The organism is Aliiroseovarius lamellibrachiae, assembly GCF_018599245.1.
Classification (GTDB): Bacteria; Pseudomonadota; Alphaproteobacteria; order Rhodobacterales; family Rhodobacteraceae; genus Aliiroseovarius; species Aliiroseovarius lamellibrachiae.
In genome coordinates this window covers 135367-159359 of sequence record NZ_JAHEVJ010000006.1, presented here as the reverse complement: position 1 = coordinate 159359, position 23993 = coordinate 135367, and the positions used below count along the sequence as shown (strand labels likewise).

The following is a 23993-nucleotide window of genomic DNA, read 5'->3' as shown; positions in this document are numbered from 1 at the left end:
TCTGTCACCCGGTGCACCGCTGTATAAGTATTGGCGTTAAAAACAAGCTACAAACCTTGCCCCGCGCGGCAAAACCCGATAAGCGCGGCGCGATACGCTCGTGAAAGGGAATATGATGCTTTCGTCCAACACCGCACCCCAAGCTGCGCCCAAAAAAGTTGTGCTTGCCTATTCCGGCGGCCTTGATACCTCGATCATCCTGAAATGGTTGCAAACCGAGTATGGTTGCGAAGTGATCACCTTCACCGCTGACCTTGGTCAGGGCGAAGAACTGGAACCCGCTCGTAAAAAGGCCGAGCTGCTGGGCATCAAGCCAGAAAACATCCACATCGAAGATCTGCGCGAAGAGTTTGTGCGCGACTTTGTGTTCCCGATGTTCCGCGCCAATGCGCAATACGAAGGGCTCTACCTTTTGGGCACCTCAATCGCCCGTCCGCTGATCTCCAAACGTCTTGTTGAGATTGCGGCCGAGCATGGCGCCGATGCGGTCAGCCACGGTGCAACCGGCAAGGGCAACGACCAAGTGCGGTTTGAACTGGCGGCTTACGCGCTGAACCCCGACATCCAAGTGATCGCCCCTTGGCGTGAATGGGATCTTGGTTCGCGTACCAAGCTGTTGGAATTTGCGGAACAGAACCAAATTCCGATCGCCAAAGACAAACGCGGCGAAGCGCCGTTTTCTGTTGACGCAAACCTGTTGCACACCTCATCCGAGGGTAAGGTTCTGGAAGATCCCGCCGAGGATGCACCGGATTACGTCTACCAGCGGTCTGTTCACCCAGAGGATGCGCCAAACACGCCCGAGTTCATCGAGATCGAGTTCGAAAAAGGTGATCCCATTGCCATCAATGGCGAGAAGATGTCGCCCGCAACCGTGCTGACCGAGCTGAATGAATATGGCCGCAAGCATGGCATTGGCCGTCTTGATCTGGTCGAGGGGCGTTACGTTGGCATGAAATCGCGCGGGATCTATGAAACCCCCGGCGGCACCATCCTGATCGAAGCCCACCGCGGCATTGAAAGCATCACCATGGACCGGGGCGCAATGCACCTGAAAGATGAGCTGATGCCGAAATACGCCGAGCTGATCTATAACGGTTACTGGTATTCGCCCGAGCGTGAAATGCTGCAGGCCGCCATCGACCTGTCGCAGGAACATGTGACCGGCACCGTGCGCATCAAACTGTACAAAGGTTTGGCCCGCGTTGTTGGCCGCTGGTCCGATCACTCGCTTTATTCAGAAGAGCATGTGACGTTCGAGGAAGACATGGGCGCCTATGATCAAACCGATGCGGCGGGCTTTATCCAGCTGAACGCGCTGCGCCTGCGGTTGATCGCCATGCGCAACAAGCGCGTCGCGAAGTAAGCTATCGTTGCGTCACAGTGGGTTTTGGCTGTGGACGAAATAGGGACGCCTCCGTATCACGCGGGGGCGTTTTCTTTTAAAAGGACATCCCATGCCGCTCACCGATATTGCCGCCAAGATCAGCCGCGGATTGGCGAAACATCCCCTTGACGAAAGCCTGAAACTGGATTGCGGCGAGGATGGGGTAATTGCGCTGGTGGATGGCGCGGTGAGCCGGGAAAACGTAGACACCAAATGCACCGTCGCCATGTCCAAAGACAATTTGGAAAAGCTGATGCGCGGCAAGTTGAACCCAATGACCGCCTTTATGACGGGCAAGATCAAAGTCGACGGGGATGTCTCGATTGCGATGAAACTGGGGAAGCTGTTTAAGGGCTAACACCCGCCAAAAACGCATCGACGTCTGCCCGCATCGGGATCGCGTCAGCGGTACCCGGACGCGTGACCTGAAGCGCCGAGGCAGCGGAGGCCAGGCGCAACGCATCCGCCACGAGCAGCCCCTGATCCAACCCCGCCGCGACATATCCGATGAAACAATCCCCCGCACCAGTGGTGTCCACGGGAGTGACTTTAAACGCGGGGGCTTTGGTTTCGCTTTTGGTGATCTGGTCGCGCCAAACCGCGCCTTTGGCGCCTCGCGTGATCAAAACAGCAGGGACCTCAATTTCGTTGACCGACACGCCCAACGCCTCTGAAAGCTGCTGGGCTTCAACCTCATTCACAACCAAAAGATCACATAGCGGCAGAACCTCTTGCGCCGCGTTTGCATCAAAGGGGGCGGCGGAATAGATCACAAAAAGACCCAGGTTTTTCGCCAGCGTTGCGACCTCTTTGACAAGGTTCACCTCGTTTTGCAAAAGCAAGATATCGCCGGGATCGGCGCCGCGTAAGGCACGTTGGGTCCGCTCAAGATTTTGGGCGTGATTGGCGCCCGGAGCCAGCACAATCATGTTTTCACCAGAGGGGTCAACACAGACATTTGCATGTCCGGTCGCGGTTGTGGTGGTCGCAATCTGCGCGGTGTCGACACCCATGTCCCGCAGCTTGTCCAAGCACCACGCCCCATCATCCCCAACGGCGCCAATGTGCTTCGTCACACTTCCTGCGCGCGCGCTGGCGACCGATTGATTGGCACCTTTGCCCCCCAATCCGCATGCGTAACCCGTTGCGGCCAGCGTCTCTCCGGGTTGGGGTAAATGCGGCATCTGGTAAAAATTGTCGATATTAATCGAGCCAAAACAAAATACGGTCATCGGGTCCTCTTTTTAGGGAACCCTATATTTTCATCGTCCCTGCGCAAGGGGAATGCGGTGGTGGGTGGGGAAATCTGTACGGACATTCCCGGTCTTTGAGCTTCACTTTCTTATTGTATTCCATTGTATACCGTTTATATGAGCTATAAGAATTTCATAATTTCCAAGCCTGGAGACCCGCCATGACACGCCAAATCGAAGCCACCCTGATCCCCGGCGATGGGATCGGACCTGAGATCACCAAAGCCGTCACCGCCATTCTGGACCACATGGGCGCGCCCTTTAAATGGGATGTGCAACAGGCCGGCATGGCCGGGGTTGATGCCGCTGGCGTGCCACTTCCGCAAGCCACACTCGACAGTATTCACCGCACCAAACTGGCCCTAAAGGGGCCGTTGACCACGCCCGTTGGCGGCGGCTTTAAGTCAATCAACCTGCAACTGCGTCAGGAGTTTGAGCTTTACGCAAACGTGCGCCCCACCAAAACCATCAAGAAAAACGGCCGCTTTGACGGCATCGACATGGTGATCTTCCGTGAAAACCTCGAAGGGTATTACATCGCGGACGAAGGATACATCGAACACAACGGCGACCCCGAAGGCAAAGTCTATTCAACGGGTTACAACACCAAAACTGAGGCCCGCCGCATCGCCCGCGCGGCCTTTGAATATGCCGTCGCCAATGGCCGTAAAAAAGTATCCATCGTGCACAAGGCCAACATCCTGAAACTGCTGTCCGGCATGTTTTTGGAAGAGGCCCGTGACGTGGCCAAGGAATACGATGGCCGCATTGAATATGACGAACGCATCGTCGACGCCTGCGCCATGCAGATGGTCATGTACCCCGAAGCCTTTGATGTGATTGTCACCACCAACCTCTTTGGCGACATCCTGTCCGATCTGGCGGCCGGCCTTATCGGCGGTCTGGGTCTTGCCCCCGGCGCCAACATCGGTGAAGACGCCGCGATCTTTGAGGCGGTGCATGGATCCGCGCCAGATATCGCCGGAAAAGGCCTTGCCAACCCCTGCGCTTTCCTAATGGCGGCGGGGATGATGCTGGAACATGTGGGCCGCGTGGATGACGCCAAACGCCTGCGCCAAGCGGTGATCGACACGGTACAATCCGGCGATGGCGCGACACCTGATCTGGGTGGCACGGGCAACACCACCACGCTTGCAGACGCGATCATCTCGCGTTTGTAAGTGCATAACCCAAAGCCGGGGCAAACGTCCCGGCTTTGACCTCTGTCAGGGACACAGCGCACCACCCCGCGTATGCTGGCCATATGACCCAGTCAGATTCAAATCAGATCCTTACCGGCACCGCAGAAACCGTTCAGAAACACGGGTTCTTTTGCAAAATGAGCGCCCGGAAAACCAGCGCTTGGAAACGTAAAAAGGCGTGGCTAGAGGCGCGTTTTTCCGAGGGTCTGCAACTTCGGCTTTTGGGCAATAAAGAACGCGGTTTCATTGAATTCATCCCCGGCAAATATGCTTGGCGCGGCATTGAAAACGCAGACGAGTTTGTGGTGATCCACTGTCTTTGGGTGGTGGGGAAAAGCAAAGGCCACGGGTTCTCGACCCAACTTTTGACTGAGGCCGAGGATTGGGCGCGTGAGAATGGGTACAAAGGTGTGGCCGCCCTGACAAGTTCGGGAAACTGGCTGATCGACAAAGGCATCTTGGACCATCACGGATACCAATCTGTTGACAGCGCAGCGCCAGGATATGACCTGATGTTAAAGTCCCTTTCCCCCTCAGATCCGCCACAACTGTCGGGACATTGGCACGCAAAAGCCGCCGCTTATGGATCGGGAGTGACGGTTCTTCATTCCGCGCAATGTCCCTATCTCGAGGACGCGGTGACACATGCGCGTGCCGCCGCCGACACCTTGGGTCTCTCGTTTCGCGCCATCGAAATCACATCCGCGACAGACGCGCGAACCCTTGTCCCCAATCCATATGGCGTTTTCTCTTTGATCCACGATGGTCGCGAAATTTCGAGCCACTATCTGCTGACCAAACAAATTTTACCCCTGATTGACCGCGACTAATTCGCCGTTTCACGCGCAAGTCCCTTTTTTTTCATGCGCAGATTGTGTATGTCAGGGTCAAATCCAATTCTGCGCCCGAAGCGGTCTTTCGCGCGCATTCTAACCTTTCATCGAAAAAAAAGGGGTGTTCTGTCATGACCGATACTTCACAGCCGGATATTGTGTATACCATTGTAGACGAAGCGCCGGAGCTTGCCTCCGCCTCGTTCCTGCCGATCATCAAACGCTTTGCCAAAGCGGCGGGCGTGTCGGTGGGCACCAAAGACATCTCATTGGCTGGCCGGATCATTGCGACCTTCCCCGAAAGCTTGACCGCCGAACAACGCCAGAACGACGATTTGGCCGAGCTGGGCAAGCTGGTGAAAACCGCTGATGCCAACGTCATCAAACTTCCGAACATCTCGGCTTCGGTTCCACAACTTGTGGCCGCAATCGAAGAGCTTCAGGCCAAAGGGTACGCCCTGCCGGATTATCCAGAAGAGCCGAAAACCGACGAAGAGAAAGCCGTGCGCGCACGTTATGACGGGATCAAAGGTTCCGCCGTGAACCCGGTTCTGCGCGAGGGAAACTCCGACCGTCGTTCGGCCAAAGCCGTGAAAAACTATGCCCAGAAAAACCCGCATTCGATGGGTGAATGGGTGCCAACATCGAAAACCAAAGTGTCTTCGATGCCCGGTAACGACTTCTATGCAAACGAAAAAGCGGCAACCATCACAGCGGCACAAGCCGGCGATGCAAAGATCGAATTCATCGGCAAGGATGGCGCAACCACCGTCCTGAAAGACGATTGGCAACTGAAAGAAGGCACCGTGGCAGACGCGACATTCATGTCGGCAAAAGCCCTGTCCGCTTTCTTGGCTGACGCCATTGAAGACACCAAAAAAGACGGCACCATGTTGTCGCTTCACTTGAAAGCGACCATGATGAAAGTGTCCGATCCGATCATCTTTGGCCACGCCGTGAAAGCCTGGTTGGCGCCTGTGTTTGACAAGTTTGGTGCCGAGCTGGAAGCCGCTGGCGTGAACCCAAATTCGGGCATGGGTGACTTGATTGAGCGCGTGAAAGACAACGCCGACATCATGGCCGCAATCGACGCCGTGACCGCAGATCGCCCCGCGATGTATATGGTGGACAGCGACAAGGGCATCACCAACCTGCACGTTCCATCAGATGTCATCATCGACGCCTCGATGCCTGCCGTGATCCGCGCGGGCGGCAAAGGTTGGGACGCTGACGGCAACAAAGGGGATACCAACTGTGTGATCCCAGACAATTGCTATGCGACCATTTACGACGAAAGCATTAAGTTCTTCAAAGAACACGGAAAAATGGACGTGACCACGGTTGGATCCGTCGCAAACGTCGGCCTGATGGCGCAGAAAGCCGAGGAATACGGCAGCCACCCCACAACCTTTGAAGCGCCCGCAGACGGCGTGATCCGCGTGGTTTTGGCCAACGGCGAGATCCTTCATTCGGACGATGTTGAAAGCGGCGACATCTGGCGCGCTTGTACGGCGAACAAGGCCCCGATCGACAACTGGATTCAGCTTGCACTGGACCGTCAACGCCTGACAGGTTCCGAGGCTATTTTCTGGCTCGACGCCAACCGCGCCCATGATGCTGAACTGATCAAAATGGTTGAGCCTGCCCTGCAAGCCGCTGGTGTTGCTGACAAATTCCAGATCATGGCGCCACGCGAAGCCACTCGTCAGTCACTGAACACCATCACCGCAGGCAACGACAGCATCGCCATCACTGGCAACGTGCTGCGCGATTACCTGACCGACCTGTTCCCAATCCTGGAGCTTGGCACCTCGGCAAAAATGCTGTCGATTGTGAAGCTGATGCAAGGCGGTGGAATGTTTGAAACCGGCGCGGGCGGCTCTGCCCCCAAACACGTTCAACAACTGCTTGATCAGAACCACCTGCGTTGGGATTCTATGGGCGAATTCTGTGCCTTAGGTGAAAGCCTGAACTTCCTCGCCGACGCAAAAGGCAACCCAAAAGCGGGCCTTTTGGGCGTCGCGGCAGAAGCAGCAACCCAAGGGGTCTTGGACAACAACCGTTCGCCAAGCCGTAAAGTGGGCGAGCCGGACAACCGCGACAGCCACTATTGGTTTGCACGTTACTGGGCCGAAGCCCTTGCCACCCAGACGCAAGATGCTGATTTGGCAGCAGAATTTGCACCCGTTGCAAAGGCGCTGGCAGATGGTGAAGAAGCGATCCTTGCGGAGCTTGCGATGGTCCAAGGTCCTGCCGCAGACATCGGTGGTTATTACCGCCCTGACGCCGCGTTGAAAGCCAAAGTAATGCGCCCATCGGCCACGCTGAACGCGATCATCGACTGAGTTTCGCCAGTCTAAAACACGAAAACCCCCGCTAACCGGTGGGGGTTTTTCTTTGCCAAAACTGTAAACAGTTTAAAGTTTCAAATCGCCAAACTTTAAACTGTTTAATGGTCTCCGTGGCAAAACTTTAAACTGTTTAAACCCAAAATCTCCCTAAAACCCATCCGTATTCACCACGCCAGCGGCGCGCAAAACGGCCAAATCTGGCGTCCAAATCTCATTATGTGACCGTTGGAACATCGCGTCCAAAAATCCGTCACTGACCCCACGCGCGCGGAAAAGATCCCGATCCTTTTCCTGCTCCGCCGCCACATCGATATGCGGCAGTTGCGAGGCGTTGGTGAGAAGGTATCCGTGAAATCCCAACTGTGCGCCCGGCGCAACCCGGCGCGTTTTCCCCGCGATAAAGGGGAGGGTGCAGGCCGAGCTGCAATCTTGATCAACAAATGTATTCAGATCACGGGCGAGGATCAGCTTGGCAATCCCGCGCGCCTCAAAGATGTTTCCCCCGTTGCTGGTCAGATGAACATGGCGCAGATCGGGATGTTTTGCCAAAAGCGCCATGAACCGTTTGGTTGCGCCCAGCGCGATCACACCGCGCAGGGTAAGGACCGTTCCATCCTCGGAGATGCGCATGTCATAGTTTGATGCGTGTAGTTTATCCCGCTGTACAGAGTAAGGTATTTCGGTTGGCGGAACATGGGTGGCCAGTGCCAGCCCCCACCATTGCGACAACACCACAAACACAGCCACGATCAGGGCAAACATCCCGCCCCAAAGCGGTAACATAGACCCTAATCCACGCAAATTCCGCTCTGCCGCCCGAAAATATCCGGTACATTGCCAGATCAGAACCGCAAGATCTGTCCCAACCGCACCCAGCGCCAAGGGGATTGCGACCGGGTGATCGCGGATCAACATCGCAACGATAGCGTAAATCACAAGTCGCAAAGCGACCCCGTTCAGCCAAAACGACCGAAGTAAAGACTGCTCTCCACGCCAATGAGAAAGAACATAGGCCATACCCAAGGATAAGGCAGGCCTATGTGGCGGGTCAAATTAGCGCTTTTGGGCTGAATTTGTCCCTATTTCTTCTCTCCCAAACGTGCGGCGGCCAACACTGCCATGTTCAGGATGTCGTTTGAGGTCGAGTTGGTGGAGCAGATCTGAATCGGCTTATCAATACCGGAGAGGATCGGGCCAATCACGGTGGCACCAGCCAGTTCCTGCATCATTTTCACCGAAATCGACGCGGAATGGCGGGCGGGCACCACCAGAATGTTGGCTGGGCCAGACAGGCGGCAGAACGGGTATTGCGCCATCACCTCTGGATTCAGGGCCACATCGGCGGTCATTTCACCGTCATATTCAAAATCCACACCGCGCGCGTCCAGAATGGCGGGCGCTTCGTGCAGTTTCTGTGCCCGTTCAGATTTCGGATAGCCAAAGGTCGAGAAGCTGACAAAAGCGACACGAGGCTCTAGCCCCAATCCGCGCGCCACGGCAGCGGCGCGTTCGGCGATGTCAGCCATATCTTCGGTTTCCGGCCATTCGTGCACCAACGTATCCGCCATCAGCACAATACGGCCTTTGACCAACAGCGCGGTCACGCCCACAGCTCCGTCACTGGCGCGTGCATCAAACACATGGTTGATCCGGTCAAGAACATAAGCTGATTTGCGCGTGGCCCCGGTGATCAACCCATCGCCGTGCCCATGTTGCAGCATCAGCGACGCAAATACGTGACGATCGCGCGCGGCGAGGCGGTGCACATCGTGGCGGTCAAACCCATCGCGTTGCAGGCGGCCATAAAGGAAGTCTTTGTATTCGTCTAAATTCTCGGTGTTGGCGGCATTGACGACACGCAATTCGCGCACAGCATCCCCAAGACCCGCGGTTTCCAACAGCTCTCGCACATTGTCCTGACGGCCAATCACCAAAGCGCGGCCATAGCCGTTGCGTTGATATTGCACAGCGGCGCGCAGCACATGTGGGTCGTCGCCTTCGGCAAAAATCATCGTCGCCTGGTTTTGGCGCGCACGCGCTGTGATGCCGCGCAGGATCGAGGCGGTTGGGTCCATCCGCGCCTTCAGGCTTTGCTCGTACCCCTCCATATCAATGATCGGGCGACGGGCGACGCCGGTGTCCATACCGGCCCGCGCCACGGCGGTGGGGATCATATAGATCAGGCGCGGATCAAACGGGGTTGGGATGATATAGTCACGGCCAAAGCTAAGCTTTTTGCCATAGGCCATCGCCACTTCGTCTGGCACATCTTCGCGCGCCAATTTTGCAAGGGCTTGGGCGCAGGCGATTTTCATCTCATCATTGATGGCGCGGGCGTGGATATCAAGCGCGCCGCGGAAGAGATAGGGAAAGCCCAGCACGTTGTTCACCTGGTTCGGGTAATCCGAACGACCGGTGGCGACGATGGCGTCGTTGCGTACCTCATGCGCCTCTTCCGGGGTGATTTCCGGATCGGGGTTGGCCATCGCGAAAATGACCGGATTGTCGGCCATAGATTTCACCATATCCTGGGTCACGGCGCCCTTGACGGATACGCCAAGAAAGACATCCGCCCCGACCATCGCCTCTTCTAATGTGCGCAGTTCGGTGTTTACGGCATGGGCCGATTTCCATTGGTTCATACCCTCTGTACGGCCTTGATAAATCACACCTTTTGTGTCGCAGGCGATACAGTTTTCATGGCGCGCACCCATGGATTTGATCAGTTCGATACAGGCAATCCCGGCGGCCCCGGCGCCATTCAGGACGATCTTACAGTCTTCGATCTTTTTACCCGACAGATGCAGCGCATTCAAAAGCCCAGCGGCACAGATCACGGCGGTCCCGTGTTGGTCGTCGTGAAAGACCGGGATGTCCATTTCTTCCTTGAGCTTTTGCTCGATAATAAAACATTCCGGCGCCTTGATATCCTCAAGGTTGATACCACCAAATGTGGGACCCATCAGGCGCACGGCATTGATGATTTCATCTGGATCTTCGGTATCGAGCTCGATGTCGATCGAGTTCACGTCGGCAAAGCGTTTAAAGAGAACGGCCTTGCCCTCCATCACCGGTTTCGACCCTAACGCACCCAAATTGCCCAATCCAAGCACAGCCGTCCCGTTGGAAATCACCGCGACGAGGTTGCCCTTGTTGGTGTAATCATAAGCCGTCGACGGATCCGCCGCGATCGCTTCGCAAGGCACCGCAACACCGGGGGAATAGGCAAGCGACAGGTCACGCTGTGAGGTCATTGGGACCGTGGGCGAGATTTCAAACTTGCCGGGCGTTGGATCCACATGGAAGGCAAGCGCCTCTTCGTCGGTAATGCGGTGTTTGGGCATGGGGTTGGGCCTTTTATGCGACAGTCTCTTCCCAAACCCATACAGCGGCTAGGATCAAGGCTCAACCTCTATTCACGCATTTTTCTGACCCATTTATAGCCTTATCGCGCAATAGTATTAAATTGCATAGGTTACTGACGCAATAAATACAAACTCAGCACCATGACAAGCCGATCTCCGGCCGATTTCCAAATCGTTGATGCGTTTGCGCGCCATTCACCTTATATCTTACCCAACATGTTGTAAGGAGAGTGATTGTGTCCCAAAAAGTGCTTTTGACCGGTGGTGCCGGGTTTATTGGGTCGCACACCTATATTGAGCTGATCAAAGCAGGTTTCGACGTTGTTATCCTCGATAATTTTTCAAACGCACGCCCCGATGTGATTGACCGGCTCGAAGTGATCACCGCCAGTCCGGTAACCTGTTATAAAGGGGATGTTCTGGACGGGGCCCTTTTAGATCAGATCTTTGCCGAACATAAGATCGACGCGGCCATCCATTTCGCAGCGTTGAAAGCCGTGGGGGAAAGCGCAGATATCCCCCTTGAATATATGAACACCAATATCGCCGGGCTTTATTCTTTGCTGCGCGCCATGGATCGCGCCGGAACCAGCGCACTGGTGTTTTCATCCTCCGCCACCGTTTATGGCCAGCCCGACCAGCTGCCCGTGCCCGAAAACGCCCCGCGCAGTTACACCAGCCCCTATGGGTTCACCAAGCTTGCCTGCGAACAATCGTTGGAACAGGTCGCCGCATCCGATAGCAAATGGGCATTTGGCATCTTGCGCTATTTTAATCCAGCAGGGGCCCACGACAGCGCGCTGATTGGCGAGGATCCAAGCGACATTCCCAACAATCTCATGCCCTATATTGCAAAAGTGGCAACAGGCGAGCTGGCCGAGTTGGCTGTGTTCGGTGGCGACTACGACACACCAGATGGCACCGGCGTGCGCGACTATATCCATGTGATGGACCTTGCGCGTGGCCATGTCCTGTCAGTCAAAGCCTTGCTTGAAACGGGCCAATGCCACACCGTGAATTTAGGCACAGGCATCGGGTATTCCGTGCTTGATATGCTGCATGCCTACGCACGCGCCGCCGAAAAACCCCTACCCCACAGGATTGCACCGCGCCGCCTGGGGGACGTGGCCAGCGTCTATGCCGACCCAACCCAGGCGCGCGACCTGCTTGGGTTTACGGCAGAGCTTGGATTGGACGAAATGTGCGCCTCAAGCTGGAATTGGGTCTCGCGCCGCAAGAACACCTAATGGGAATACCAGAAAACTAGTTTTCTAGTTTTCTAGTTTTCTAGTTTTCTAGTTTTAGAAAGCTCCCCGTTTGGGAATAGTTTGCCCACCCAAAATCAACCCCTTTCACCCATCCGCTAACCCCCCTATCCTGTGCCAAACCAGACAAGGGAGCCCACAAACGTGAGCGACATTCAGCCTAAAATCACGCCCATGATGGCGCAGTTTCTCGACATCAAACAGGGCTATCCCGATGCGATGCTGTTCTACCGGATGGGTGATTTCTACGAGCTGTTTTTCGACGATGCGGTGGCCGCCGCCGAAGCCCTTGATATCGCGCTTACCAAACGCGGCAAACATCTGGGCAAAGACATCCCCATGTGCGGCGTGCCCGTGCATTCGGCGGAAGGCTATTTGCTGACGCTGATCCGAAAAGGCTTTCGTGTTGCCGTTTGCGAGCAACTGGAAAGCCCCGCCGAGGCCAAAAAGCGCGGCGGTAAATCCGTTGTGAAACGCGACGTTGTGCGCCTTGTCACCCCCGGTACGCTGACCGAAGAAAGCCTGTTGGATGCGCGCCGCCACAATTTTCTGGCCGCCTTTGCCGAGGTCCGCGATGAGGCCGCTCTGGCTTGGGTCGATATCTCTACCGGGGCGTTCCATGTCATGCCCTGCTCACATCTGCGCCTCTCGCCGGAACTGGCGCGACTCGGTCCGCGCGAAGTGGTTCTCTCTGATCAATCTGCGGCGAATTTGGCTGAAATAGTCTCTGAATCAGGCGCCGCCCCCTCATCCCTTGGTCGTGCCGCCTTTGACAGCACCAGCGCTGAAAAACGCCTGCAAGAGCTTTACGCCGTCGGTTCATTAGACGCGTTCGGCACCTTCACCCGTGCCGAACTGGGCGCCATGGGGGCAATCGTCGAATATCTTGAGATCACGCAAAAAGGCAAGCTGCCGCTGCTGCGCCCACCCGTTCGTGAGATGACACACGGAACCATGCAAATTGACGCCGCAACCCGGCGCAACCTGGAACTGACCCACGCCATGTCTGGCGGGCGGGATGGTTCGTTATTGTCGGCTGTGGATCGTACCGTCACACCAGGCGGTGGCCGCTTGCTTGAACGGCGCATTTCTTCGCCATCCCGCTCGCTTTCGGAAATTCACACCCGCCTTGAAAACGTGTCTTTTCTGGTGGATCAGAGCCGCATGGCGGATGATTTACGCGCCGCCCTGCGCAAAACCCCCGACATAGATCGCGCGCTGTCTCGGCTTGGGTTGGAACGCGGCGGCCCCCGTGATCTGGCGGCCATTCGCGCGGGTCTGGGAGCGGCAATTGAACTCTCGGAGCAGCTTTGCAATGCCGAGGCCTTGCCGGAAAAACTGATGCGCGCAAGCGGTCATTTGCTGGGCCATGACGACCTGTTGACCTTGCTTGAGGATGCATTGATTGCGGAGCCTCCGTTGTTGGCCCGTGATGGGGGCTTCATCGCCTCGGGCTTTGACGCAGAGCTGGACGACGCGCGCCAGCTTCGTGACGAAGGGCGTGGCGTGATCGCGGGAATGCAAGCGGAATATGCCAAGCTTACCGGCATCAGCACGCTGAAAATAAAGCACAACAATGTGCTGGGTTACTTCATTGAAACCACGGCGACCCACGCGGAAAAAATGCTCAACCCGCCATTGTCAGAGACTTTTATCCACCGTCAAACGACCGCGAACGCCGTGCGCTTTACAACGGTGCCGTTGAGCGAGATGGAGACCAAGATCCACAATGCGGGCGGACGGGCGCTTGAGATCGAAAAACGGCTCTATTCCACCCTATCTCGTGCCATTTTGGACCGCGCCGCACAGATCGCCGATACCGCGCGCGCCTTGTCAGAGGTGGACGTGGCCTGTGGGTTTGCCGATCTTGCACGGTCTGAAAACTGGTGTCAGCCCCGTGTGGACGACAGTCGAAAATTCGACATTCAAGGGGGGCGTCACCCGGTTGTCGAGGCCGCTTTGCGCCGCGCGGGCGAGCCTTTTATTGCCAATGATTGTGATCTTTCAAACGGGGCCGAGCGCGCGCACATCTGGCTTTTGACAGGTCCAAACATGGCGGGTAAGTCGACCTTTCTGCGGCAAAATGCATTGATTGCCCTGCTGGCACAGACCGGCAGTTACGTTCCCGCGAAGTCCGCAGAAATCGGCATTGTGTCACAGCTGTTTAGCCGCGTGGGTGCATCAGATGATCTGGCGCGCGGGCGATCGACATTCATGGTTGAGATGGTTGAAACGGCAGCAATTTTGAACCAGGCGGATGATCGCGCCTTGGTGATTTTGGATGAAATTGGCCGCGGAACAGCGACCTATGACGGGTTGTCGATTGCTTGGGCCACATTGGAGCATCTGCACGACACCAACCAAAGCCGCGCCCTGTTTGCCACCCATTATCACGAAATGACGCAGCTTGCCGATAAGCTGGACGGGGTGGAAAATGCCACGATTGCGGTCAAGGAATGGGACGGCGAAGTGATATTCCTGCATGAGGTGCGAAAGGGCGCCGCGGATCGGTCTTACGGTGTTCAGGTTGCCAAGCTTGCGGGCCTGCCGCAAACCGTGATTGCCCGCGCAAATGTGGTGTTGGCCGCACTGGAGAAGGGTGAGCGAGAGGGCAATGGCGCCAAGGCGATGATCGACGATCTGCCGCTGTTTGCCGCAATGCCCCCTGCCCCTGCACCCCAGAAACAGGAGCCTTCTGCGGTGGAACAGAGCCTAAAAGACATCCATCCAGACAGTCTTAGCCCGCGCGAGGCATTGAATTTGGTCTATCAGTTGAAAGACTTGTTGCCGCAGTAATCTGAACTGTTTTACCAGCTGCCTGACGCCCCACCGCCGCTTGAGCTGCCCCCGCCAAATCCCCCGGATGAGGAGGACGAAGAGCTTTTGGTGCGAACTGGAAGCGTTCGTGTTGCGCTCCAACGCTCATTGCAGTTCAGGCAATGGTAGTCATCTTTTGCTTGGCCGGTGCTGCTTGTGGTCGGCGACGTCAGAACGGTTGTCTCGGTCTTTAGGGTGTGAAACGTGCAGCGGGGACATTTGCTGTAGGAGCTGAACCAAGCGCCGTGCCGAATAACATGGGAGTGGTCGCACGCCGGGCAAAGCCAAACATCATAATCAGCGCTTTTTAGCCCCTCTTCGCGGATTTGCCCTTTGATCAGATGTGCATCATCATCTTTTTCACCCAACCAGATCATCCAGGTTCCATCATTGGGGCATTTGCGCGGGCGACGACGCGAGATGAATTTCCACCCACGCCACAGGCCGAACCCAACAGGTGCCAACAACGCCCAAGCAAAGCCCCCGAGGCCCGCAATCAGCCCTTCCGCCCAGCGCCAACCGCGTTTGGCGATCTGTTCATATTGCGGCGCATCGTAATCACCGGGATAGGTTCCTGTGATCTGGTAAATCACCTCTTCCACACCGGCAAAAAGCCCCTCGGGGTAATCACCGTCACGAAATTGCGGCAAGATCGTCCCGTCAATCACGCGCTGCATTGGGCCGTTCATGCTGGTGCCATAACCCGACCCCACCTCGATCCGCATCACGCGATCCTCAATCACCGCAAGCAACATGACGCCGTCATTTTTGCCCGCATCCCCAACGCCCCAACTGTTGAAAAGCCCGGTGGCAAAGGGTTCGATTGGCCCGGAATAGTCATGATCTTGCAGCGTATTCAGCGTGACCACCGTAAATTCCACCCCACGCTTTGCCTTTAGTTCTTTCAGGGTGCCGCGCAGCCGGTCGCGTTGATCCGCATTTAGAACGCCCGCAAAATCATTCACGTAAATCTCTGAGTACATTGGGTAATTTTGGGCCTGAACCGTTGTAATGGACAGGACGACGAGGACCATGGAAAGGAAAATGCGCAAAAGAAAACTCCCGACAATGCGGGAGTTTTATAACGTTTTTAATGCCAAATGTTGAGGCAAATTTTATGCTGTTAACCCGGCGTAGACGACACACCCACCTGTGCGGGGCGCAACAGGCGATCATGGATCATAAAGCCCTCGGCCATCACCTGAATGATATCGCCGGCTTTGGTGTTTGGCACGGGGGCTTCAAACATCGCTTCGTGTTCTTCCGGGTCAAACCGGTCCCCCACTTCGGGCGACACAAGGCGAATGCCGTGCTTTTCAAAGATGCCCAACAGCGACCGCATGGTCAGTTCAACCCCTTCGATTAGAGGTTTTGAGGCTTCGTTATCAATTTTTGACGCCGCCTCGACCGCGCGTTTCATATTGTCAAAAACGGGCAGCATATCGCGTGCCAGTTTTGAGCCACCATAATTCTCAGCCTCGCGACGGTCACGATCTGACCGTTTGCGTGCATTTTCAGCATCGGCCAATGCCCGCATGAACCGATCTTTCAGCTCATCACGTTCTGCCCGCAGCGCCAAGATTTCTTCGCCGTCCACATGGGTCACGTCTTCGGCGGCCATTTCATCCAGCGACATAAGATCGTCGCCGGTCTGCTCAGCCATCAAGCCTTGGATGGCAGCTTCCAGGTCTTCTGCTGGTGTCTTCTTCTCGTCCGTCATATTCTATCCTCGATCCGAGATCATCTTTCCAACCAATTGCGCGGTATAATCCACGATGGGCACGATCCGTCCGTAATTCAGGCGCGTCGGGCCAATGACCCCCACCGCACCAATAATCTTACGATCAGAGTTCATATATGGGGAAACCACCAAAGAGCTACCCGAAAGTGAAAAAAGTTTGTTCTCAGAGCCAATAAAAATGCGAACACCGTCACCTTGGTCGGCCAATTCAAGGAAATCGGCGATATCACGCTTGCGTTCGAGGTCATCAAACAGGGTTCTGATCCGGTCCAGATCCTGCACATCAGTGCCACCCGCCAAAAGATTCGACCTGCCACGCACAATCAGACGTTCGTTTGGATCGCCTTCGCTGTCCCAAAGCGCACCGCCACTTTCGACCAATTCGCGCGCCAAACGGTCCAATTCTTGACGGTGGCGGTTGATCTCTTCGCCCATCACCTTTTGCAGTTCAGAAATGGTGCGCCCTTCGGCGATGGCGTTCAGGAAATTCGCCGCCTCGCGCATCGAAGACGGGGTTTGGCCCACAGGCGGCGTGAACACGCGGTTTTCCACCTGGCCGTCGGCAAACACCAGCACCACAAGCGCGCGATCCGCCCCAAGCGACACAAATTCGATGTGCTTAATGGGCGCCTCTTGCTTGGGGGTCAGCACCAGAGACGCGCCCGCCGTAATACCCGACAGCGCCTGCCCCACGCGGTCCATCATGCCGCCCACATCACTGCCACCGACGCTCGCGTCGATCTTTTCGCGGTCGGTGTGATCAAGGTTCGACACCTCCAACAGCCCATCGACAAACATCCGCAAACCAAGATCGGTGGGCACCCGCCCGGCGGACACATGCGGGCTGTTCAACAGCCCCATATACTCCAGATCCTGCATCACATTACGGATGGTCGCAGCAGACACTTTTTCGGTCAGGTTGCGCGCCAGATTACGCGAGCCAACCGGATCGCCCGTCTCAAGATAGCTTTCGACCAGACAGCGAAACACCTCTCGCGACCGCGAGTTCATATCTTTCATCAATTCCGAGCCGTCTTCCATGCGCAAACGCCTTGCTTTTATGCCGACGCCATGGGTATCACGCCTTTAAACTCAAACAAAGAGGTATGCCATGCGCCCGTCAGGTCGAAACTTAGATGAAATGCGCCCGATTTCAATCGAAACCGGGGTCACAAAGCACGCAGAAGGGTCCTGCATGATCAAAGTGGGCGACACCCACGTTCTCTGCACCGCGTCACTGGAAGAGCGCGTGCCGCCGTTTTTGCGCAATTCGGGTAAGGGTTGGGTGACCGCCGAATACGGCATGCTGCCCCGGTCAACCGGATCGCGGATGCGCCGCGAGGCCGCCAGCGGCAAGCAAGGTGGCCGTACGGTGGAAATCCAACGTCTGATCGGCCGCTCGTTGCGCGCTGGCGTTGACCTGCGCGGTCTGGGCGAGCGTCAGATCACTGTCGATTGCGACGTGATCCAAGCGGACGGTGGCACACGTTGTGCGTCGATCACCGGCGGCTGGATTGCCCTTCGTCTGGCGGTGAATAAACTGCTCAAGGCCGGTGACATCACCACTGATCCATTGTCCGCACCCGTGTCCGCCGTGTCCTGTGGCATCTACGCCGGTCAGCCGGTTCTGGACCTTGATTACCCCGAGGATTCCGAGGCTGGCGTTGACGGAAACTTTGTCATGTGTGGCGCAAAGCTGATCGAAGTTCAGATGTCGGCCGAAGGATCCACCTTTAACCGTGACCAGATGAACCAGCTGATGGATCTGGCCGAAAAAGGTGGCGCTGAATTGGCGGCCGCGGCGATTGAGGCCACGTCTTGACCCGCAAATTTGACGGACAAGAGCTGGTCATCGCCAGCCACAACAAAGGCAAGCTGCGCGAAATCGCAGCTTTGCTTGCGCCCTTTGGCGTAAAGGTCACATCTGCTGGGGATCACGGGCTGGAAGAGCCGGAAGAGACCGAAGATACTTTCGCCGGTAACGCGCGGATCAAAGCGCATTTCGCTGCAAAATCAACGGGTTTGCCCGCTTTGTCAGACGACAGCGGCATTATGGTCGACGCTTTGGATGGCGCGCCCGGTGTTTACACCGCCGATTGGGCCGAGACCGAAAATGGCCGCGATTTCCCGATGGCGATGAAGAAAACCTGGTCGCTGTTAGAGGCGAAAAACGCACCCCTGCCCCGCACCGCGCGGTTCTGTTGCACACTTTGCCTTGCGTGGCCTGATGGTCACGACGAGGTCTTTGCAGGCACCGTCGAAGGGTCGCTAACCTGGCCCATGCGCGGCGATTTGGGCTTTGGCTATGACCCGATTTTCATCCCCGAAGGCTTCGATATCACCTTTGGCGAAATGGACCCGGCAATGAAGCATGAAATGAGCCACCGCGCAGACGCGTTCGCCAAATTAGTGGCCGGCAGCTTTGCTTGAAAACTGGCAAACGGCTGGGTTTGGGCTTTATGTCCACTGGCCGTTTTGCGCCGCGAAATGCCCGTATTGCGATTTCAACAGCCATGTCTCGGCCAGTATTGACCAAGACGCTTGGCTGACCGCCTACCTAAAAGAACTGGACCGATATGGCGCCGACACGCCGGGTCGGGTGCTGACGTCAATTTACTTCGGCGGCGGCACGCCCAGCTTGATGGCCCCCGCGATCGTGGCCGCAATCATCGACCGGGCCGCATCGCTTTGGTCCTTTTCCAACGACATCGAAATCACGCTGGAAGCCAACCCAACTTCGATCGAGGCCGGGAATTTTCGCGGCTATCGCGACGCGGGCGTTGACCGGGTGTCGATGGGGTTTCAGGCGCTGAACGATGCGGACCTAAAACGGCTTGGCCGGATGCATTCGGTTGATGAAGGCCTGCGCGCGCTTGATATCGCCCGCAGTCATTTCAACCGGTTCAGTTTCGATTTAATCTATGCCCGCCAAGACCAGACCCTTGCCGCGTGGCAATCCGAACTTGACCGCGCCCTGTCCATGGCCCCCGACCACCTGTCGCTTTACCAGCTGACGATTGAGCCGGGCACGGCCTTTGGCGCGCGGTTTGAGGCGGGCAAGCTTTCGGGCCTGCCGGAAGAGGATTTGGCGGTCGACATGTTTTTCCATACGCAAGAAGCCACCAAAGCCGCGGGCATCCCAGCCTATGAAATTTCCAATCACGCGCGGGCTGGTCAGGAAAGTCGCCACAACCTGATCTATTGGCGGTCCGGCGATTGGATCGGCGTTGGTCCGGGCGCGCACGGACGACTGACCATAGATGGGAACAGATGGGCAACACAAACCCCTCTCTCGCCGAGCAAATGGTTGGCGAACGCCCTGGGGGACGCTGACAAGCGCGAGAGAGCGTTGGTGCCCCTGTCCGAACAGGTAACAGAATACCTTTTGATGGGATTAAGAACGGTTGAGGGGATCGATCTTGTTCGACTGCTGAACCAGTTCCAATCCACGTTAAACATCAATAAAATCAAAGAGTTACAGGATCTTGATTTGATTTTTGTTGATCAAGAAATACTTAGGGCGACCGATCAAGGCCGCCCCGTGTTGAATGGAATTCTTCGTGAGATTTTACCGGAGTAATTCGACCCTAAACGGCCAGAATTCCGCATAAATCGTCCAACTCGTCGAGATTTTTGTAGCTGATGGTGATGCTGCCGCCCTCGCCACCTGCCTTGTGATCAATCGACACTTTCATGCCAAGGGTCGCTGACAGGTCCCCCTCGAGCGCCTTTGTGTCAGCATCTTTTTCCGCTTTTGCTTTCGGTGTGGCCTTCGGGGCATCCGTTGGCTTTTTCGCCAAACGCTCGGCCTCGCGAACCGACAGACCCTTGGCGATGATTTGCTTGGCAAGCTCAACCGCGTTTTCAGAAGTGACCAAAGTCCGTGCATGCCCGGCGGTCAGTTTCCCATCACGCACAAATTCCTGCACATCATCCGGCAGGTTCAAAAGGCGCAAAAGGTTGGCAATATGCGAACGGCTTTTACCAAGCGCTTCGGACACTTTTTCCTGCGTATGACCAAAGCGGCTCATCAAATCACGGTATCCGGCGGCCTCTTCAATGGCGTTCAGGTCGGCACGTTGGATGTTTTCAATGATCGCAACTTCGAGAGTTTCAGTATCGGAGTAGTTCCGAACAATCACGGGAACTTCGTGCAGTTGCGCCATTTGGGATGCACGCCACCGCCGTTCACCCGCGACGATTTCAAATGTGCCATCCCCGCTGGGGTCCGGGCGCACGATCAGCGGCTGAATAACGCCCTTTTCTTTGATCGACGCGGACAGATCGTCCAGTTGCTCGGGTGTAAAGCGACGCCGTGGCTGTTCCGGGTTCGGATGCAGCTTTTCAATCGGCATCATCTGATCGGCCTTGCGCGCCTCTGGCTGCTGATTTGCAACAACTGGATCCGGTGCGACATCTGCCATCAAAGCGGACAGACCGCGCCCCAGCCCTCGGTGTTTGGGTTTATTCGCCATGATTGCCTCCTATTTTCTGCCGTCGAGTTCATTTGCCAGATCGCGATACGCCTGGCTGCCTTTGGATTGCGGGTCATAGGCCAGAACCGGCAACGCAAAGGACGGCGCCTCGCTGACACGTACGTTCCGCGGAATAACCGTGTTAAAGACCAACTCTCCCAAGTTTCCCCGCGCGTCGGCTTCGACCTGACGCGACAGGTTGTTCCGTGCATCATACATGGTTAGGACGACCCCTTCGATGCGCAAATTTTCATTTGCGGTCTGCCGGACTTCGCGAATGCTGAGCATCAATTGGGACAAGCCTTCGAGCGCGAAAAACTCGCTTTGTAGTGGAACCAAGACGCTGTCGGCCGCAACCATTGCATTTACAGTTAAGAGGTTCAAAGAGGGCGGGCAATCGATCAGAACATAGTCAAACGACCCCATTCCTTCCCCATGCACCGCGTCGTGCAAAAGATGGCTACGCTTTTCATTTGAGACCAGCTCAATGTCGGCGGATGACAAATCTGTTGTCGCCGGGGCGATCCACAACCCGTCGACCTCTGTTTCTACAACCACCTCAGGCAGCGGCGCCTCTTCGATCAACAGGTCATATGTGGTAAGGCCACGGTCAGCGGCATCAATACCTAGCCCTGTAGAGGCATTTCCCTGCGGATCAAGATCAATCAAAAGGACATTTCGGCCCTTTTCGGCCAAAGCGGCCCCCAAATTGATTGTGGTTGTCGTCTTCCCAACACCACCTTTTTGGTTCGTAATCGCAATAATCTTGGGCCCGTGCGGGCGAATGTGGTCATGCACGTTTTATGGCTCCGAGTTTGAGGATAACAGCATCTGAATGGGTAACACTTGGCAGTTTTTCCAAATCAAATCGCCATGTTTCCAGCGCTTCGTCAATCTCTTCCTGATGACGTGCGCCTTTTGGGAACAAGCAGATGCCATCAGGTGACAGGTGCCGCTCGGAAAACTCTAGCAATTTCGTTAAAGAGGCCAAGGCGCGCGCGGAAAGAATATCAGCGGATTGCGCAGGCACATCTTCGATACGTGCGCTCAGAATATCAGCTTTCACCCCAGTTTCGCGCAGTACTGTTCGCAGAAAGGTCGCCTTCCGTACGTCACTTTCGATGCAAGTCACCCTCAGATCAGGCTTTTGTTCCTTTGCCAGTATAGCCACAACAACACCGGGAAACCCGCCACCAGTGCCGACATCGCACCACGACGTAGCATTTCCAGGCACCAGGTTAAAAATCTGGGCTGAATCAAGCATGTGGCGCTCCCACAGCTCGTCAATTGTCGAGGGAGCGACCAGATTAATGGCGGGATTCCACTTTTTAAGCAGATCAGCATAAACACTCAATAGGTCTAATGTTTCACGTGAAACATCCGAGTTTGCCTTAAATACATCGATACCGGTCACGCTATGCTCTCTTTTTTCGGCTGGTTTTCCGAAGCTTCGCCAAGATTAGTGTTAAAGCGGCCGGTGTCATCCCCTCTACCCGCCCCGCTTGCGCAAGGTTTCTTGGGCGAACAGCCGATAATTTGGCCGAAAGCTCATTCGACAAGCCATCCAAGCCATCAAAATCAAAATCTTCAGGAATAACCTGATTTTCATCTCGCTTAACGGCCTCGACGTCCTTCGCTTGACGATCAATATAGTTGGAGTAGAGCGCATCCTTTTCGAGCTGATCCCTCACCGACAGCTCAACGGCCGCAAAACTGGGATCGAGCTCAAGCAAGTTTTGAAAATGAATATCTGGGAATGACAACAGCCCAAATCCCGAACGTTTTGTGCCGTCTTTTCTGACCGAAATTCCAGCGGGTTCAAGCTCCTGAGGTGAGAACATACGCGCCCTCAATATCTCCTCTCCCCGCGCCAAAGCGTCACTCTTTAGGCCGAACTCCCGCTTTCTGCGCTCGCCAATACAGCCGATTTCCAAGCCAACTGGCGTAAGTCGCTGATCAGCATTATCCGCGCGCAAGGACAGCCGGAACTCGGCGCGGGATGTGAACATGCGATATGGCTCTGACACCCCGCGGGTAATCAAATCATCAATCATAACGCCAATGTAGGAGTTTGAACGGGAGAATGTGACCTTATCTCTTCCCAAAGCCTCAGCGGCGGCGTTTAGGCCCGCGACCAATCCCTGCGCTGCGGCCTCTTCATAGCCAGTGGTGCCATTGATCTGGCCCGCAAGATACAAACCCGGCACCGCCCGCAATCGGAGTGTTTCGGTTAGGGCGCGTGGGTCAATGTAGTCATATTCGATTGCATATCCGGGCTGGAGGATCACGGCGTCCTCCAATCCGAAGATAGAGCGCACATAGGCTTCTTGCACGTCTACAGGAAGCGAGGTGCTGATCCCGTTAGGATATACAGTGTGATCATCCAGACCTTCAGGCTCCAGAAAAATCTGATGTGATTCCTTATCCGCAAATCGGACGATCTTATCCTCGATTGAAGGGCAATACCTTGGGCCAACCCCGTCAATATGCCCCCCGTACATCGCAGAGCGATCTAGGTTTTCGCGAATAATATCATGCGTTTCGCTGTTTGTATGAGTGATTCCACAGGAAATCTGGCGCGCAAATGGCTTGGTGTTCATGAATGAAAACACCACCGGATCCTCGTCGCCGGGTTGGGTGTCAAGCGCGTCCCATTTAATGGTGCGACCATCCAATCGCGGCGGGGTTCCCGTCTTTAAGCGCCCCAACGGAAGGTCAAATTGATCTATTCGCTCCGCCAGCTTCACCGAAGGGCGGTCCCCCATGCGGCCACCTTCCCGCTGAACGTCACCGATATGGATAATACCGCGCAAAAAGGTTCCGGTGGTCAAAATCACCGATTTGGCGGAGATTTCCGATCCATCCGCGAGAATGACACCAGAAACAACATGATCCGTCATAAGAAGATCAGCGACCTCACCCTCGATCAGAGTAAGGTTTTCGATGCTGTTCATCTCGGCCTGCATGGCCTGGCGGTACAGCTTGCGATCCGCCTGCGCACGAGGCCCCTGAACGGCCGGCCCTTTTCGGCGGTTTAACAAGCGATACTGAATTCCGGCTTGGTCGGCGACACGCGCCATTAAACCGTCAAGCGCATCAATTTCGCGGACCAGATGCCCCTTTCCCAACCCACCAATCGCGGGATTACAGGACATCACGCCAAGATCTTCGCGTCGCAAAGTAACCAAAGCGGTCCGCGCACCCATACGCGCAGAGGCCGCCGCGGCGTCGGCACCAGCGTGCCCACCCCCCACAACAATTACATCAAAACTCGAATGTTTCACGTGAAACACTCCTTTCGAAA

The 23993-nt window shown here is 55.9% G+C and carries 20 protein-coding genes; 10 read left to right on the top strand and 10 right to left on the bottom strand.

All coding sequences use genetic code 11. The annotated features are described in order from the left end of the window. Positions 1–115: 115 nt before the first annotated feature. Positions 116–1366: an argininosuccinate synthase gene (locus KKW20_RS11955; RefSeq protein ID WP_214568120.1), complete on the top strand. Its 1251-nt coding sequence runs from the start codon at positions 116–118 to the stop codon at positions 1364–1366. 91 nt (positions 1367–1457) lie between these two features. Continuing rightward, on the top strand, positions 1458–1745 hold the full coding sequence (locus tag KKW20_RS11950) for an SCP2 sterol-binding domain-containing protein (RefSeq protein ID WP_214568119.1): 288 nt from the start codon (positions 1458–1460) through the stop codon (positions 1743–1745). On the opposite strand, the gene KKW20_RS11945 is transcribed toward KKW20_RS11950, so the two are convergent. Continuing rightward, positions 1735–2619 (bottom strand): ribokinase, encoded by an 885-nt coding sequence (locus KKW20_RS11945; protein WP_214568118.1) that lies wholly within the window; start codon positions 2617–2619, stop codon positions 1735–1737. The genes KKW20_RS11950 and KKW20_RS11945 overlap by 11 nt on opposite strands. A gap of 182 nt (positions 2620–2801) precedes the next feature. Between KKW20_RS11945 and KKW20_RS11940 the strand changes: the two genes are divergently transcribed. The 3 genes from KKW20_RS11940 to KKW20_RS11930 all read left to right on the top strand — a co-directional run bounded on the left by KKW20_RS11940 (position 2802) and on the right by KKW20_RS11930 (position 7020). Continuing rightward, positions 2802–3821 (top strand): isocitrate/isopropylmalate dehydrogenase family protein, encoded by a 1020-nt coding sequence (locus tag KKW20_RS11940; protein WP_214568117.1) that lies wholly within the window; start codon positions 2802–2804, stop codon positions 3819–3821. Positions 3822–3904: 83 nt separating this feature from the next. Beyond that, positions 3905–4672, top strand: a complete 768-nt coding sequence (locus KKW20_RS11935) for a GNAT family N-acetyltransferase (protein WP_214568116.1) — start codon at positions 3905–3907, stop codon at positions 4670–4672. 134 nt (positions 4673–4806) lie between these two features. Beyond that, complete coding sequence (locus tag KKW20_RS11930; protein ID WP_214568115.1) at positions 4807–7020, top strand: NADP-dependent isocitrate dehydrogenase; 2214 nt, start codon at positions 4807–4809, stop codon at positions 7018–7020. 153 nt (positions 7021–7173) lie between these two features. On the opposite strand, the gene KKW20_RS11925 is transcribed toward KKW20_RS11930, so the two are convergent. Continuing rightward, complete coding sequence (locus KKW20_RS11925) at positions 7174–8043, bottom strand: COG3904 family protein (RefSeq protein WP_214568114.1); 870 nt, start codon at positions 8041–8043, stop codon at positions 7174–7176. Positions 8044–8105: 62 nt separating this feature from the next. After that, positions 8106–10370 (bottom strand): NADP-dependent malic enzyme, encoded by a 2265-nt coding sequence (locus KKW20_RS11920; RefSeq protein ID WP_214568113.1) that lies wholly within the window; start codon positions 10368–10370, stop codon positions 8106–8108. A 257-nt stretch (positions 10371–10627) separates the two neighbouring features. On the opposite strand from KKW20_RS11920, the gene galE reads away from it, so the two are divergent. Together galE and mutS are read left to right on the top strand one after the other, a co-directional pair. Further along, a complete protein-coding gene (galE, locus tag KKW20_RS11915) occupies positions 10628–11638 on the top strand; it encodes a UDP-glucose 4-epimerase GalE (RefSeq protein ID WP_214568112.1) in 1011 nt (336 codons plus the stop codon). Between the two features lie 192 nt (positions 11639–11830). Next, positions 11831–14452 carry a DNA mismatch repair protein MutS gene (gene mutS, locus KKW20_RS11910; RefSeq protein WP_214568245.1) on the top strand — a complete coding sequence of 874 codons (2622 nt, stop codon included), beginning with the start codon at positions 11831–11833 and terminating at the stop codon, positions 14450–14452. Positions 14453–14463: 11 nt separating this feature from the next. Here the strand turns inward: mutS and KKW20_RS11905 are convergent, their stop codons facing one another. The 3 genes from KKW20_RS11905 to hrcA all read right to left on the bottom strand — a co-directional run bounded on the left by KKW20_RS11905 (position 14464) and on the right by hrcA (position 17255). Then, positions 14464–15507, bottom strand: a complete 1044-nt coding sequence (locus tag KKW20_RS11905; protein ID WP_214568111.1) for a TPM domain-containing protein — start codon at positions 15505–15507, stop codon at positions 14464–14466. 89 nt (positions 15508–15596) lie between these two features. Next, on the bottom strand, positions 15597–16136 hold the full coding sequence (locus tag KKW20_RS11900; RefSeq protein WP_214568244.1) for a nucleotide exchange factor GrpE: 540 nt from the start codon (positions 16134–16136) through the stop codon (positions 15597–15599). A gap of 60 nt (positions 16137–16196) precedes the next feature. Beyond that, the gene (gene hrcA / locus KKW20_RS11895; RefSeq protein ID WP_214568110.1) at positions 16197–17255 is read right to left on the bottom strand and encodes a heat-inducible transcriptional repressor HrcA; all 1059 of its coding nucleotides are present in this window, start codon (positions 17253–17255) and stop codon (positions 16197–16199) included. 70 nt (positions 17256–17325) lie between these two features. On the opposite strand from hrcA, the gene rph reads away from it, so the two are divergent. The 3 genes from rph to hemW are packed head-to-tail and all read left to right on the top strand — an operon-like array spanning position 17326 to position 19794. Then, positions 17326–18036, top strand: coding sequence for a ribonuclease PH (rph, locus tag KKW20_RS11890; protein ID WP_214568109.1), 711 nt, complete (start codon positions 17326–17328; stop codon positions 18034–18036). Further along, a complete protein-coding gene (gene rdgB, locus KKW20_RS11885) occupies positions 18033–18644 on the top strand; it encodes an RdgB/HAM1 family non-canonical purine NTP pyrophosphatase (protein ID WP_214568108.1) in 612 nt (203 codons plus the stop codon). The genes rph and rdgB overlap by 4 nt, the downstream gene beginning before the upstream one ends. After that, on the top strand, positions 18637–19794 hold the full coding sequence (gene hemW / locus KKW20_RS11880) for a radical SAM family heme chaperone HemW (protein ID WP_214568107.1): 1158 nt from the start codon (positions 18637–18639) through the stop codon (positions 19792–19794). The genes rdgB and hemW overlap by 8 nt, the downstream gene beginning before the upstream one ends. A gap of 7 nt (positions 19795–19801) precedes the next feature. Here hemW and KKW20_RS11875 read toward each other — a convergent pair whose 3' ends face one another. From KKW20_RS11875 to mnmG, 4 genes are read right to left on the bottom strand one after another with little or no spacing between them, the layout of a single operon-like run. Further along, the gene (locus KKW20_RS11875) at positions 19802–20689 is read right to left on the bottom strand and encodes a ParB/RepB/Spo0J family partition protein (protein WP_214568106.1); all 888 of its coding nucleotides are present in this window, start codon (positions 20687–20689) and stop codon (positions 19802–19804) included. A gap of 9 nt (positions 20690–20698) precedes the next feature. Next, positions 20699–21487, bottom strand: a complete 789-nt coding sequence (locus tag KKW20_RS11870) for a ParA family protein (protein WP_214568105.1) — start codon at positions 21485–21487, stop codon at positions 20699–20701. Beyond that, positions 21480–22103, bottom strand: coding sequence for a 16S rRNA (guanine(527)-N(7))-methyltransferase RsmG (gene rsmG, locus KKW20_RS11865; protein ID WP_343207588.1), 624 nt, complete (start codon positions 22101–22103; stop codon positions 21480–21482). Before rsmG ends, KKW20_RS11870 begins: the two co-directional genes overlap by 8 nt. 1 nt (position 22104) lies before the next feature. Then, positions 22105–23973 (bottom strand): tRNA uridine-5-carboxymethylaminomethyl(34) synthesis enzyme MnmG, encoded by a 1869-nt coding sequence (gene mnmG, locus KKW20_RS11860; protein WP_425514272.1) that lies wholly within the window; start codon positions 23971–23973, stop codon positions 22105–22107. Between the last annotated feature and the right edge of the window lie 20 nt (positions 23974–23993).

Bases quoted from the DNA above. Each gene is read 5' to 3' on its own strand.
- KKW20_RS11955 (WP_214568120.1), top strand. From the start codon at position 116: ATGCTTTCGTCCAACACCGCACCCCAAGCTGCGCCCAAAAAAGTTGTG.
- KKW20_RS11950 (WP_214568119.1), top strand. From the start codon at position 1,458: ATGCCGCTCACCGATATTGCCGCCAAGATCAGCCGCGGATTGGCGAAA.
- KKW20_RS11945 (WP_214568118.1), bottom strand. From the start codon at position 2,619: ATGACCGTATTTTGTTTTGGCTCGATTAATATCGACAATTTTTACCAG.
- KKW20_RS11940 (WP_214568117.1), top strand. From the start codon at position 2,802: ATGACACGCCAAATCGAAGCCACCCTGATCCCCGGCGATGGGATCGGA.
- KKW20_RS11935 (WP_214568116.1), top strand. From the start codon at position 3,905: ATGACCCAGTCAGATTCAAATCAGATCCTTACCGGCACCGCAGAAACC.
- KKW20_RS11930 (WP_214568115.1), top strand. From the start codon at position 4,807: ATGACCGATACTTCACAGCCGGATATTGTGTATACCATTGTAGACGAA.
- KKW20_RS11925 (WP_214568114.1), bottom strand. From the start codon at position 8,043: ATGGCCTATGTTCTTTCTCATTGGCGTGGAGAGCAGTCTTTACTTCGG.
- KKW20_RS11920 (WP_214568113.1), bottom strand. From the start codon at position 10,370: ATGCCCAAACACCGCATTACCGACGAAGAGGCGCTTGCCTTCCATGTG.
- mutS (WP_214568245.1), top strand. From the start codon at position 11,831: ATGATGGCGCAGTTTCTCGACATCAAACAGGGCTATCCCGATGCGATG.
- KKW20_RS11905 (WP_214568111.1), bottom strand. From the start codon at position 15,507: ATGGTCCTCGTCGTCCTGTCCATTACAACGGTTCAGGCCCAAAATTAC.
- KKW20_RS11900 (WP_214568244.1), bottom strand. From the start codon at position 16,136: ATGGCTGAGCAGACCGGCGACGATCTTATGTCGCTGGATGAAATGGCC.
- hrcA (WP_214568110.1), bottom strand. From the start codon at position 17,255: ATGGAAGACGGCTCGGAATTGATGAAAGATATGAACTCGCGGTCGCGA.
- rph (WP_214568109.1), top strand. From the start codon at position 17,326: ATGCGCCCGTCAGGTCGAAACTTAGATGAAATGCGCCCGATTTCAATC.
- KKW20_RS11875 (WP_214568106.1), bottom strand. From the start codon at position 20,689: ATGGCGAATAAACCCAAACACCGAGGGCTGGGGCGCGGTCTGTCCGCT.